The 15,935-nt window shown below is 57.4% G+C and carries 1 protein-coding gene; it reads left to right on the top strand.

Annotated elements, in window-relative coordinates; translation table 11 throughout:
- Positions 1-124 precede the first annotated feature (124 nt).
- The gene (locus tag WKR14_RS18690) at positions 125-15,898 is read left to right on the top strand and encodes a retention module-containing protein (protein ID WP_339087083.1); all 15,774 of its coding nucleotides are present in this window, start codon (positions 125-127) and stop codon (positions 15,896-15,898) included.
- The last annotated feature ends 37 nt before the right edge of the window (positions 15,899-15,935 follow it).

Consider the following 15,935-nt stretch of genomic DNA (forward strand, 5'->3'; position numbering starts at 1 on the left):
TGACTTAGCGGTCTTATTCATCTAAAATCGCCGCATAAGATTCACATCTTTCGCCAATTTGCAACCCAACTCCAATGGGATGCAACTTTATTGATACGGATATTGCAAGCGCCGGGAGCGGGACATGAAAGCACTTATCATAACACAAGATGGTCAAGTTAAGAGTTTGAATGGCAAGGCTTATGTCATGTCAAATGGCCAGCAAGTGCCATTACAACAAGGCGACTTGGTCGCGCAGGGAAGCGAAGTTTTTGTCGATAATGATGCACAGTTCGAGCTCTTACTCAGTGACGGAAGTAGTCTTGGAAATGAAGATGAAGCCCCTGAGGAAGCGTTGCAAAATACCGATGCTGTAACAGATTCTGAAATTGCCCAGCTACAAGCCCTTATCGCATCGGGAGAAGATCCAACCGCTTCATTGCCTGATACTGCTGCCGGAGGAACTCAAGGAAATGAGGGAACGTCCGGTTTTGTCTCATTGGCAAGAAGTGGCGCAGAAACTCTGGCTGCCAGTGGCTACGATTCAGCAGGCTTCGAAACCGATGCTATTACACTGCAAGAAGGCTTATCACAAAACGCCTTCAACCTGACCCAAGTTGCTCCCAGTACCGTAACCTTGTTGGCGCCAACCCAAGTCAATGAGGGGGGCAGTATCACCTACACAGCTGTTGTAGATAACGCCCCTCTTGAAAGTGATTTGGTGCTGACCCTGTCCAACGGCGCGACGATAATAATCCCCACTGGCCAAACTTCCGGCAGCGTTACCGTCGATGCTCCCAGCGATGATGTTTACTTGGACAGTGAAGTACTGAATGTCGGTGTCACTGAGTCCCAGGGCGGCAACTATGAAGAGCTGGATCTCGGCAACAGCGTCGACACGATGGTCAATGACACCATAGATACCACCACCATCACCCTGACGGCCCCGGCTGAAGTCAGTGAAGGCGGCAGCATTACCTATACCGCCACGGTCAACAATGTCCCTGAAACCGACCTGGTACTGACCCTGTCCAATGGCGCCAGCATCACCATTGCGGCCGGTCAAACCGAAGGCACTGTCACCGTTGCGGCGCCGACTGATGATGTCTATCAGGACGGTGAAACCCTCTCGGTTAATGTCACCGGAGCTGAAGGCGGCAACTATGAAGAGCTGGATCTCGGCAACAGTGTCGACACCCAGGTCAATGACACCATAGATACCACCACCATCACCCTGACGGCCCCGGCTGAAGTGAGTGAAGGCGGCAGCATTACCTATACCGCCACGGTCAACAATGCCCCTGAAACCGACCTGGTACTGACCCTGTCCAATGGCGCCAGCATCACCATTGCGGCCGGTCAAACCGAAGGCACTGTCACCGTCGCGGCACCGACTGATGATGTCTATCAGGACGGTGAAACCCTCTCGGTCAATGTCACCGAATCAACAGGCGGCAACTATGAAGAGCTGGATCTCGGCAACAGTGTCGACACCCAGGTCAATGACACCATAGATACCACTACCATCACCCTGACGGCTCCGGCTGAAGTGAGTGAAGGCGGCAGCATTACCTATACCGCCACGGTCAACAATGCCCCTGAAACCGACCTGGTGCTGACCCTGTCCAATGGCGCCAGCATCACCATTGCAGCCGGTCAAACCGAAGGCACGGTCACAGTTGCAGCGCCGACCGATGATGTCTATCAGGACGGTGAAACCCTCTCGGTCAATGTCACCGAATCAACAGGCGGCAACTATGAAGAACTGGATCTTGGCAACAGCGTCGACACCCAGGTCAATGACACCATAGATACCACCACCATCACCCTGACGGCCCCGGCTGAAGTGAGTGAAGGCGGCAGCATTACCTATACCGCCACGGTCAACAATGCCCCTGAAACCGACCTGATCCTGACCCTGTCCAACGGCGCCAGCATCACCATTGCAGCCGGTCAAACCGAAGGCACTGTCACCGTCGCGGCGCCGACTGATGATGTCTATCAGGACGGTGAAACCCTCACGGTCAATGTCACCGAATCAACAGGCGGCAACTATGAAGAGCTGGATCTCGGCAACAGTGTCGACACCCAGGTCAATGACACCATAGATACCACTACCATCACCCTGACGGCTCCGGCTGAAGTGAGTGAAGGCGGCAGCATTACCTATACCGCCACGGTCAACAATGCCCCTGAAACCGACCTGGTGCTGACCCTGTCCAATGGCGCCAGCATCACCATTGCAGCCGGTCAAACCGAAGGCACGGTCACCGTTGCAGCGCCGACCGATGATGTCTATCAGGACGGTGAAACCCTCTCGGTCAATGTCACCGAATCAACAGGCGGCAACTATGAAGAGCTGGATCTCGGCAACAGCGTCGACACCCAGGTCAATGACACCATAGATACCACCACCATCACCCTGACGGCTCCGGCTGAAGTGAGTGAAGGCGGCAGCATTACCTATACCGCCACGGTCAACAATGCCCCTGAAACCGACCTGATCCTGACCCTGTCCAACGGCGCCAGCATCACCATTGCAGCCGGTCAAACCGAAGGCACTGTCACCGTTGCAGCGCCGACTGATGATGTCTATCAGGACGGTGAAACCCTCACGGTCAATGTCACCGGAGCTGAAGGCGGCAACTATGAAGAGCTGGATCTCGGCAACAGCGTCGACACCCAGGTCAATGACACCATAGATACCACCACCGTCACCCTGACTGGCCCAGCAAGTGTAGTGGAAGGTGAAGCTACTGATATTTATACGGTTACATTAAGTAACCCCGCCCCTATTGGCAGTATAGTGGCTCTGAGTTATAGCTATACCACTGCAAGTGGTGACGATATTATTGAAACTGTTCAAGCGCTAATTGGTGAGGATGGTCTTACCGCAGCTTTTACAATTAGTACCTTAGACGATAGCTTTTTTGAACCAACAGAGTCTTTCATTATTAGTGTCAGTAATATCTTAACTACTGAAGGCTACCCTATTTTTGAAGACTTAAATTTAACTGACGCAAAAGTTACAACAAGTATAATAGATAACGACCTGTCAGCCAGCATCACCCTCAATGCCAACATCACTGCCGATGACATCATCAATGCCCAGGAAGCCGGGCAGGATATCCCTGTGACCGGTACCGTCGGCGGCGACGTCAAGGCCGGTGACATCGTCACCCTCACCGTCAATGGCAAGGAATTCACTGGCGCGGTGTATGACGACAACGGCACCCTGCGCTTCAGCATCAACGTGCCCGGCGCCGATCTGGTCGCCGATACCAACCATCTGATTGATGCCTCCGTCACCACCACCGACACCGCCGGCAACACCGCCTCAGCCGACGACACCGAAGGCTATGGTGTTGACACCACCGCCCCGGCCGTCACCATCACCATCACCGAAGACACCAACAACGACGGTCTGCTCAGCATTGCCGAGCTCGACGGTCAGGTGAACTACCTGGTACAGCTCGGTGCCGGTACCGCCGTGGACGATACCCTGGTCATCACCGATCAGGATGACAACGTACTGTTCAACGGTCTGGTGACCCAGGCCATGCTCGACAACGGACTGGCTCTGGCCGTGGATGCACCGGCTGACGGTGACCCCCTCACCCTGACCGCCACCGTGACCGACCCGGCCGGCAACAGTGATTCCGACAGCGACAGTGTCACCATTGACACCACCGCCCCGGCCGTCACCATCACCATCACCGAAGACACCAACAACGACGGTCTGCTCAGCATTGCCGAGCTCGACGGTCAGGTGAACTACCTGGTACAGCTCGGTGCCGGTACCGCCGTGGACGATACCCTGGTCATCACCGATCAGGATGACAACGTGCTGTTCAACGGTCTGGTGACCCAGGCCATGCTCGACAACGGACTGGCTCTGGCCGTGGATGCACCGGCTGACGGTGACCCCCTCACCCTGACCGCCACCGTGACCGACCCGGCCGGCAACAGTGATTCCGACAGCGACAGTGTCACCATTGACACCACCGCCCCGGCCGTCACCATCACCATCACCGAAGACACCAACAACGACGGTCTGCTCAGCATTGCCGAGCTCGACGGTCAGGTGAACTACCTGGTACAGCTCGGTGCCGGTACCGCCGTGGACGATACCCTGGTCATCACCGATCAGGATGACAACGTGCTGTTCAACGGTCTGGTGACCCAGGCCATGCTCGACAACGGACTGGCTCTGGCCGTGGATGCACCGGCTGACGGTGACCCCCTCACCCTGACCGCCACCGTGACCGACCCGGCCGGCAACAGTGATTCCGACAGCGACAGTGTCACCATTGACACCACCGCCCCGGCCGTCACCATCACCATCACCGAAGACACCAACAACGACGGTCTGCTCAGCATTGCCGAGCTCGACGGTCAGGTGAACTACCTGGTACAGCTCGGTGCCGGTACCGCCGTGGACGATACCCTGGTCATCACCGATCAGGATGACAACGTGCTGTTCAACGGTCTGGTGACCCAGGCCATGCTCGACAACGGACTGGCTCTGGCCGTGGATGCACCGGCTGACGGTGACCCCCTCACCCTGACCGCCACCGTGACCGACCCGGCCGGCAACAGTGATTCCGACAGCGACAGTGTCACCATTGACACCACCGCCCCGGCCGTCACCATCACCATCACCGAAGACACCAACAACGACGGTCTGCTCAGCATTGCCGAGCTCGACGGTCAGGTGAACTACCTGGTACAGCTCGGTGCCGGTACCGCCGTGGACGATACCCTGGTCATCACCGATCAGGATGACAACGTGCTGTTCAACGGTCTGGTGACCCAGGCCATGCTCGACAACGGACTGGCTCTGGCCGTGGATGCACCGGCTGACGGTGACCCCCTCACCCTGACCGCCACCGTGACCGACCCGGCCGGCAACAGTGATTCCGACAGCGACAGTGTCACCATTGACACCACCGCCCCGGCCGTCACCATCACCATCACCGAAGACACCAACAACGACGGTCTGCTCAGCATTGCCGAGCTCGACGGTCAGGTGAACTACCTGGTACAGCTCGGTGCCGGTACCGCCGTGGACGATACCCTGGTCATCACCGATCAGGATGACAACGTGCTGTTCAACGGTCTGGTGACCCAGGCCATGCTCGACAACGGACTGGCTCTGGCCGTGGATGCACCGGCTGACGGTGACCCCCTCACCCTGACCGCCACCGTGACCGACCCGGCCGGCAACAGTGATTCCGACAGCGACAGTGTCACCATTGACACCACCGCCCCGGCCGTCACCATCACCATCACCGAAGACACCAACAACGACGGTCTGCTCAGCATTGCCGAGCTCGACGGTCAGGTGAACTACCTGGTACAGCTCGGTGCCGGTACCGCCGTGGACGATACCCTGGTCATCACCGATCAGGATGACAACGTGCTGTTCAACGGTCTGGTGACCCAGGCCATGCTCGACAACGGACTGGCTCTGGCCGTGGATGCACCGGCTGACGGTGACCCCCTCACCCTGACCGCCACCGTGACCGACCCGGCCGGCAACAGTGATTCCGACAGCGACAGTGTCACCATTGACACCACCGCCCCGGCCGTCACCATCACCATCACCGAAGACACCAACAACGACGGTCTGCTCAGCATTGCCGAGCTCGACGGTCAGGTGAACTACCTGGTACAGCTCGGTGCCGGTACCGCCGTGGACGATACCCTGGTCATCACCGATCAGGATGACAACGTGCTGTTCAACGGTCTGGTGACCCAGGCCATGCTCGACAACGGACTGGCTCTGGCCGTGGATGCACCGGCTGACGGTGACCCCCTCACCCTGACCGCCACCGTGACCGACCCGGCCGGCAACAGTGATTCCGACAGCGACAGTGTCACCATTGACACCACCGCCCCGGCCGTCACCATCACCATCACCGAAGACACCAACAACGACGGTCTGCTCAGCATTGCCGAGCTCGACGGTCAGGTGAACTACCTGGTACAGCTCGGTGCCGGTACCGCCGTGGACGATACCCTGGTCATCACCGATCAGGATGACAACGTGCTGTTCAACGGTCTGGTGACCCAGGCCATGCTCGACAACGGACTGGCTCTGGCCGTGGATGCACCGGCTGACGGTGACCCCCTCACCCTGACCGCCACCGTGACCGACCCGGCCGGCAACAGTGATTCCGACAGCGACAGTGTCACCATTGACACCACCGCCCCGGCCGTCACCATCACCATCACCGAAGACACCAACAACGACGGTCTGCTCAGCATTGCCGAGCTCGACGGTCAGGTGAACTACCTGGTACAGCTCGGTGCCGGTACCGCCGTGGACGATACCCTGGTCATCACCGATCAGGATGACAACGTGCTGTTCAACGGTCTGGTGACCCAGGCCATGCTCGACAACGGACTGGCTCTGGCCGTGGATGCACCGGCTGACGGTGACCCCCTCACCCTGACCGCCACCGTGACCGACCCGGCCGGCAACAGTGATTCCGACAGCGACAGTGTCACCATTGACACCACCGCCCCGGCCGTCACCATCACCATCACCGAAGACACCAACAACGACGGTCTGCTCAGCATTGCCGAGCTCGACGGTCAGGTGAACTACCTGGTACAGCTCGGTGCCGGTACCGCCGTGGACGATACCCTGGTCATCACCGATCAGGATGACAACGTGCTGTTCAACGGTCTGGTGACCCAGGCCATGCTCGACAACGGACTGGCTCTGGCCGTGGATGCACCGGCTGACGGTGACCCCCTCACCCTGACCGCCACCGTGACCGACCCGGCCGGCAACAGTGATTCCGACAGCGACAGTGTCACCATTGACACCACCGCCCCGGCCGTCACCATCACCATCACCGAAGACACCAACAACGACGGTCTGCTCAGCATTGCCGAGCTCGACGGTCAGGTGAACTACCTGGTACAGCTCGGTGCCGGTACCGCCGTGGACGATACCCTGGTCATCACCGATCAGGATGACAACGTGCTGTTCAACGGTCTGGTGACCCAGGCCATGCTCGACAACGGACTGGCTCTGGCCGTGGATGCACCGGCTGACGGTGACCCCCTCACCCTGACCGCCACCGTGACCGACCCGGCCGGCAACAGTGATTCCGACAGCGACAGTGTCACCATTGACACCACCGCCCCGGCCGTCACCATCACCATCACCGAAGACACCAACAACGACGGTCTGCTCAGCATTGCCGAGCTCGACGGTCAGGTGAACTACCTGGTACAGCTCGGTGCCGGTACCGCCGTGGACGATACCCTGGTCATCACCGATCAGGATGACAACGTGCTGTTCAACGGTCTGGTGACCCAGGCCATGCTCGACAACGGACTGGCTCTGGCCGTGGATGCACCGGCTGACGGTGACCCCCTCACCCTGACCGCCACCGTGACCGACCCGGCCGGCAACAGTGATTCCGACAGCGACAGTGTCACCATTGACACCACCGCCCCGGCCGTCACCATCACCATCACCGAAGACACCAACAACGACGGTCTGCTCAGCATTGCCGAGCTCGACGGTCAGGTGAACTACCTGGTACAGCTCGGTGCCGGTACCGCCGTGGACGATACCCTGGTCATCACCGATCAGGATGACAACGTGCTGTTCAACGGTCTGGTGACCCAGGCCATGCTCGACAACGGACTGGCTCTGGCCGTGGATGCACCGGCTGACGGTGACCCCCTCACCCTGACCGCCACCGTGACCGACCCGGCCGGCAACAGTGATTCCGACAGCGACAGTGTCACCATTGACACCACCGCCCCGGCCGTCACCATCACCATCACCGAAGACACCAACAACGACGGTCTGCTCAGCATTGCCGAGCTCGACGGTCAGGTGAACTACCTGGTACAGCTCGGTGCCGGTACCGCCGTGGACGATACCCTGGTCATCACCGATCAGGATGACAACGTGCTGTTCAACGGTCTGGTGACCCAGGCCATGCTCGACAACGGACTGGCTCTGGCCGTGGATGCACCGGCTGACGGTGACCCCCTCACCCTGACCGCCACCGTGACCGACCCGGCCGGCAACAGTGATTCCGACAGCGACAGTGTCACCATTGACACCACCGCCCCGGCCGTCACCATCACCATCACCGAAGACACCAACAACGACGGTCTGCTCAGCATTGCCGAGCTCGACGGTCAGGTGAACTACCTGGTACAGCTCGGTGCCGGTACCGCCGTGGACGATACCCTGGTCATCACCGATCAGGATGACAACGTGCTGTTCAACGGTCTGGTGACCCAGGCCATGCTCGACAACGGACTGGCTCTGGCCGTGGATGCACCGGCTGACGGTGACCCCCTCACCCTGACCGCCACCGTGACCGACCCGGCCGGCAACAGTGATTCCGACAGCGACAGTGTCACCATTGACACCACCGCCCCGGCCGTCACCATCACCATCACCGAAGACACCAACAACGACGGTCTGCTCAGCATTGCCGAGCTCGACGGTCAGGTGAACTACCTGGTACAGCTCGGTGCCGGTACCGCCGTGGACGATACCCTGGTCATCACCGATCAGGATGACAACGTGCTGTTCAACGGTCTGGTGACCCAGGCCATGCTCGACAACGGACTGGCTCTGGCCGTGGATGCACCGGCTGACGGTGACCCCCTCACCCTGACCGCCACCGTGACCGACCCGGCCGGCAACAGTGATTCCGACAGCGACAGTGTCACCATTGACACCACCGCCCCGGCCGTCACCATCACCATCACCGAAGACACCAACAACGACGGTCTGCTCAGCATTGCCGAGCTCGACGGTCAGGTGAACTACCTGGTACAGCTCGGTGCCGGTACCGCCGTGGACGATACCCTGGTCATCACCGATCAGGATGACAACGTGCTGTTCAACGGTCTGGTGACCCAGGCCATGCTCGACAACGGACTGGCTCTGGCCGTGGATGCACCGGCTGACGGTGACCCCCTCACCCTGACCGCCACCGTGACCGACCCGGCCGGCAACAGTGATTCCGACAGCGACAGTGTCACCATTGACACCACCGCCCCGGCCGTCACCATCACCATCACCGAAGACACCAACAACGACGGTCTGCTCAGCATTGCCGAGCTCGACGGTCAGGTGAACTACCTGGTACAGCTCGGTGCCGGTACCGCCGTGGACGATACCCTGGTCATCACCGATCAGGATGACAACGTGCTGTTCAACGGTCTGGTGACCCAGGCCATGCTCGACAACGGACTGGCTCTGGCCGTGGATGCACCGGCTGACGGTGACCCCCTCACCCTGACCGCCACCGTGACCGACCCGGCCGGCAACAGTGATTCCGACAGCGACAGTGTCACCATTGACACCACCGCCCCGGCCGTCACCATCACCATCACCGAAGACACCAACAACGACGGTCTGCTCAGCATTGCCGAGCTCGACGGTCAGGTGAACTACCTGGTACAGCTCGGTGCCGGTACCGCCGTGGACGATACCCTGGTCATCACCGATCAGGATGACAACGTGCTGTTCAACGGTCTGGTGACCCAGGCCATGCTCGACAACGGACTGGCTCTGGCCGTGGATGCACCGGCTGACGGTGACCCCCTCACCCTGACCGCCACCGTGACCGACCCGGCCGGCAACAGTGATTCCGACAGCGACAGTGTCACCATTGACACCACCGCCCCGGCCGTCACCATCACCATCACCGAAGACACCAACAACGACGGTCTGCTCAGCATTGCCGAGCTCGACGGTCAGGTGAACTACCTGGTACAGCTCGGTGCCGGTACCGCCGTGGACGATACCCTGGTCATCACCGATCAGGATGACAACGTGCTGTTCAACGGTCTGGTGACCCAGGCCATGCTCGACAACGGACTGGCTCTGGCCGTGGATGCACCGGCTGACGGTGACCCCCTCACCCTGACCGCCACCGTGACCGACCCGGCCGGCAACAGTGATTCCGACAGCGACAGTGTCACCATTGACACCACCGCCCCGGCCGTCACCATCACCATCACCGAAGACACCAACAACGACGGTCTGCTCAGCATTGCCGAGCTCGACGGTCAGGTGAACTACCTGGTACAGCTCGGTGCCGGTACCGCCGTGGACGATACCCTGGTCATCACCGATCAGGATGACAACGTGCTGTTCAACGGTCTGGTGACCCAGGCCATGCTCGACAACGGACTGGCTCTGGCCGTGGATGCACCGGCTGACGGTGACCCCCTCACCCTGACCGCCACCGTGACCGACCCGGCCGGCAACAGTGATTCCGACAGCGACAGTGTCACCATTGACACCACCGCCCCGGCCGTCACCATCACCATCACCGAAGACACCAACAACGACGGTCTGCTCAGCATTGCCGAGCTCGACGGTCAGGTGAACTACCTGGTACAGCTCGGTGCCGGTACCGCCGTGGACGATACCCTGGTCATCACCGATCAGGATGACAACGTGCTGTTCAACGGTCTGGTGACCCAGGCCATGCTCGACAACGGACTGGCTCTGGCCGTGGATGCACCGGCTGACGGTGACCCCCTCACCCTGACCGCCACCGTGACCGACCCGGCCGGCAACAGTGATTCCGACAGCGACAGTGTCACCATTGACACCACCGCCCCGGCCGTCACCATCACCATCACCGAAGACACCAACAACGACGGTCTGCTCAGCATTGCCGAGCTCGACGGTCAGGTGAACTACCTGGTACAGCTCGGTGCCGGTACCGCCGTGGACGATACCCTGGTCATCACCGATCAGGATGACAACGTGCTGTTCAACGGTCTGGTGACCCAGGCCATGCTCGACAACGGACTGGCTCTGGCCGTGGATGCACCGGCTGACGGTGACCCCCTCACCCTGACCGCCACCGTGACCGACCCGGCCGGCAACAGTGATTCCGACAGCGACAGTGTCACCATTGACACCACCGCCCCGGCCGTCACCATCACCATCACCGAAGACACCAACAACGACGGTCTGCTCAGCATTGCCGAGCTCGACGGTCAGGTGAACTACCTGGTACAGCTCGGTGCCGGTACCGCCGTGGACGATACCCTGGTCATCACCGATCAGGATGACAACGTGCTGTTCAACGGTCTGGTGACCCAGGCCATGCTCGACAACGGACTGGCTCTGGCCGTGGATGCACCGGCTGACGGTGACCCCCTCACCCTGACCGCCACCGTGACCGACCCGGCCGGCAACAGTGATTCCGACAGCGACAGTGTCACCATTGACACCACCGCCCCGGCCGTCACCATCACCATCACCGAAGACACCAACAACGACGGTCTGCTCAGCATTGCCGAGCTCGACGGTCAGGTGAACTACCTGGTACAGCTCGGTGCCGGTACCGCCGTGGACGATACCCTGGTCATCACCGATCAGGATGACAACGTGCTGTTCAACGGTCTGGTGACCCAGGCCATGCTCGACAACGGACTGGCTCTGGCCGTGGATGCACCGGCTGACGGTGACCCCCTCACCCTGACCGCCACCGTGACCGACCCGGCCGGCAACAGTGATTCCGACAGCGACAGTGTCACCATTGACACCACCGCCCCGGCCGTCACCATCACCATCACCGAAGACACCAACAACGACGGTCTGCTCAGCATTGCCGAGCTCGACGGTCAGGTGAACTACCTGGTACAGCTCGGTGCCGGTACCGCCGTGGACGATACCCTGGTCATCACCGATCAGGATGACAACGTGCTGTTCAACGGTCTGGTGACCCAGGCCATGCTCGACAACGGACTGGCTCTGGCCGTGGATGCACCGGCTGACGGTGACCCCCTCACCCTGACCGCCACCGTGACCGACCCGGCCGGCAACAGTGATTCCGACAGCGACAGTGTCACCATTGACACCAGCATCGGCGCACCTACTGTATGGATTGTTGATGACGGCACGCCTGGCGATGGCTTGCTTACTCATGGCGAGATCAACAGTAACGGTCCAGGGGTTCAGCTACAGGCAAATGTAAGCCATGCAGAGCTAGATCATGGTGGCTATGTCAACCTGACAGTAACTATCGGCAATGCCCAGCCTCAAGAATATGAGCTGGAATTGGTAAGTGGCGTACTGCAATTTACCAATGGCGATCCTGCACCTAATTTCGGCTACAACAACGGCGTTATTACTTGGAGTGAAAATGCACCCGATGCCGGACAAAGCATTACGGTAACAGTCACTCAAACCGATCTTGCTGGTAATGAGTCTGCAGAGGATTCTGATACTGCCCTAGTATTTGCTCCTGGCAATAATGAAATGACCGTTAATGAAAGCGATCTGCGTGACAATGTGCCCGATGTAGTTTCACAGCAGATCTCCTTTACCGCTGGCAACGAAACACTGACACAATTCCGTTTTGGTGATGTAAACAGCATTCAAGCTGCAACCAACCTTGCTACAGGCGTGAGTATTGCCTGGGCTCTGGCATTAGATGGTAGCTTGGTCGGTAGTGTCGGCGGTGTCCCTGTCATCAAGTTGACATTGACCGATACAGATCCAATCTCTGCCCACACAACTGGCAGCATCAGTGTTAATGTGGAATTGCTGGATAACATTAAACAGGTCAACGGCGCAAATGACATCAATCTAGATTCGCTGATTGAAGGTATCATTATCGAAGCTGTTGGAGCCAATAACAGTGTTATTTCTGCAACCTTGGATGTCACCATTAATGACGATGGCATTGATGCTTCTACCACTAACAGCAGCGGCTTGAATGCTGCGGATACCCAGATCAGCGGCACTGTTGCTGTAGCTGGCGCAGACGGAAACGATAACGAGTCTACCGATCAATACAGTGCAGATCTGTCTGTGAATATTGTCGGTTGGAGCGAATCATCTACCTTTGCCGATTCCGGTCTGATGACCTCTGGCAACGCGATTTATTACTATGTCGATCCGGACGACACATCGGTGCTGATCGCTTATACAAGCTCTTCAGCTGCCGAATGGGGTGATGCCGATGCGATTCAGACCAAGATTTTCACACTGACACTGGATCCCAACAGTGGTGAATATGTGCTAGATCTTGAAACTCCAATCACCAAGATCACCACCACTAACGCCGACCTGACAGGTAATATTCCAGGCGGTAACGACGAAGATTTATTCGTAATGCTCAACGGCGCAGTTAAAGGTGAACCTGAATCAGGTGACGTTGTGCTCTGCATCATCACGGCAACTGACGCAGGTGGTGTGAGCACTGTAAACACCAGCCCTAACGGTATCGGTGTAGGTGCGGGTAAAGACATTGGAGCAAACGAAAAGCTGATACTCGACTTTGGCTTTCCGGTCACTAACTTCACGGGTATTAACCTTTCCCACAACAACGGTAGTGCCTACACTGGCGACTTCACTATTACTATTGTAGGTAAGGATACTTTTGGCAATGACCTGACCCAAACCTTCATTTCCGATCCTGAATCATTGGCCAGTGACATAGTTTCGCAAGGATTCGCTGAGTTCAGCCACATTGAGCTCTCTACAGCGCCGGGTGGTCAAGACTTTAACCTGAAGAACTTTACCGCGAACAGCCTCAGTGTTGACCCACTGGGAACTGTTCTGGACTTCAATGTTGCCATCACTGACAGTGACGGTGACACAGATTCCAGCAATCCGTTTACTGTAACGCTGAATGTGCCTGACACGCTTAGTGCTGTCACACCCGCTGCGTTTACCAGCCTGGCAGAAGCCAAACTGGTATCCGATACCATGGATGCCGATACTGATACTTTGGTATTCAAGGCCGGTAGCAATGAGGTTAATCACATTAGCTTCAACGCAGATGTGAGCGATATTCAGGTTGAAGGCATTCGCCAACCAATGAAGTGGAGAATCGAAATCGAAAGTGGTGTGCTGATTGGCTCTATGCCTGGCCGAGGCGACCTGCTGAAACTGACCTTGGACTGGAACGCAATCGAAGCCGGCGAGCAAGGTTCTGTTGTGGTTGAGGCAGAGCTGCTTGGTAAGCTGCCTCATAACGTAGACTATGATTCTTTAACGGTTACTGGCATTAAGGTTGTTGCAACCGATGCCAGCGGCAACACTGCCAAGGCAGACGTCACAGTAACAGTTGCGGATAGTCAGCATATCGCTGTCGATGACGACAACCATGTTGATGTACTGATAGACGCCTTTGAAGTTCGCAATATCACAGCCAGGTGGACTGACTGGACTCCTGAATCAAATAGCTCCAATGTTACCACCTATGATAGTCCTGATGATGATTCTGGCGACGATAGAATTCGTTGGGGCTACGTTGGCCACGGACAGCCACGTTCTGGCTACAACTTTGATGAAAACACCAATATTCAGGTGGGTGATGTGGGCTTGAACCAGAATATTGTTCTGGGCACCTTTACGCACGTAAACCAACCTATCAATGGCTACTCATCAATCACTGAAGCCACCCTCGAAGTCACCCTGATGATCAATGGTGTTCCAGCCAAGGTCACTCTCGAGTTTAATCACAATGAAACCGGTGGTTATAACAACCCACCGGATATTGTGACTGTCGCCAACACATCCTCTGAGTTTGTGTACGATGGCGCTCGCTACACACTGAAAGTAATGGGCTTCCTCGATAGCAATGGCGATGTTGTGACCAGTATCAAGACAGCTGAAGGCGCCTCCACCAGCTTCCCATTGGTTGTTCAGTTGATTCCGGGAGATGGATTTGAACTGCCGCTCATCGGTGGCAACGTCCTCCACAACGATATCCAGGGCGCCGATGGCGATATGGAGATCTACGGCGTTTCGCACAGTGGTAACAACGCCACTGAATCCAATGGGACCTTTGTGATTCAAGGCACTTACGGAACCCTGACCCTGTACGGCAATGGCAGTTACAGCTATCAGGTCACAACCGTAGGCAGTCTGATACCGAACAATGCGGTCGACACATTCAACTATACCATTGAAGACAGCGATGGCGACCTTAGCACTGCGGAACTGAATATTAACCTCAATGCCGTAGAAGAGCTGCCAATCGTTTACGAGGGTGCACAGGGCGTGGATTCTTTCCTGCTCAACAACTGGACCCCAGGACAAGGCCAGTTTGCAGCTTCTCTGGGGGGTTATGATGCCGTAGCTCCAATAACATCTAATGATGTGATCAATCTGGATACGGCCTTGCACATAAACGCTGGTGACAGTAACGACTATGTAGAACTGGGCATCTCACAGGCTGATAACACCGTAAAGACTGGCAGCGCATTGCCCAATGTGAACAATCAAATGTCTCAAAACGACGTGCTTTCCAGCAAGTTTATGTCAGCACGCAACATCTTGGATAGCGATGGCCAGCTGAAACAAAATGTGTTGGAAGAAGTGCAGCCCAAGACAGATACCGTCAACCTTGGCCTTGGTGACGACACCGTTTATGGCGGTGAAGGTTCCCAAATGATGCATGGCGGTGCCGGCAACGACTTACTCATAGGCGGCGAAGGTAATGACACCATCATTGGTGGCCTTGGAGAAGACGTGCTGCGCGGAGACGGCGGTGCTGATACCTTCGTTTGGAAAGCAGGAGAAACCGGCACCGACCACATCACTGACTTTGAACTCAACAAAGATAAGCTGGATCTCAGTGAGCTACTGTTGGGTGAAGAGCACAACTCACTGGAGCAATATTTCGAATTCAGTGTTGCTGATGGCAATACCACCATCTCTATCGATGCGGATCTGGACGGTGAATTCGATCAGCATATAGTACTCGACGGTGTCGACCTGTTTGCGGAATACGGCAGTGATGAAAGCGACATTATCAATGGCCTGCTGGGAAGTAACGGCGATGGTCCTCTGCTTGTCGATACTCAATCGGCCAATCCAGGTGCTTCCTATGTCAGCCAGAGTAGCTCTTCTGGGCTGGATCAGCCAAAACCAGACGAAGTGTTTTAAAAGCTCTTTGATTTGAAGGCCGGCCTATATTGCAATT

This window comes from Shewanella chilikensis, assembly GCF_037953065.1.
Taxonomy (GTDB): Bacteria; Pseudomonadota; Gammaproteobacteria; order Enterobacterales; family Shewanellaceae; genus Shewanella; species Shewanella chilikensis.

Bases quoted from the DNA above. Each gene is read 5' to 3' on its own strand.
- WKR14_RS18690 (WP_339087083.1), top strand. From the start codon at position 125: ATGAAAGCACTTATCATAACACAAGATGGTCAAGTTAAGAGTTTGAAT.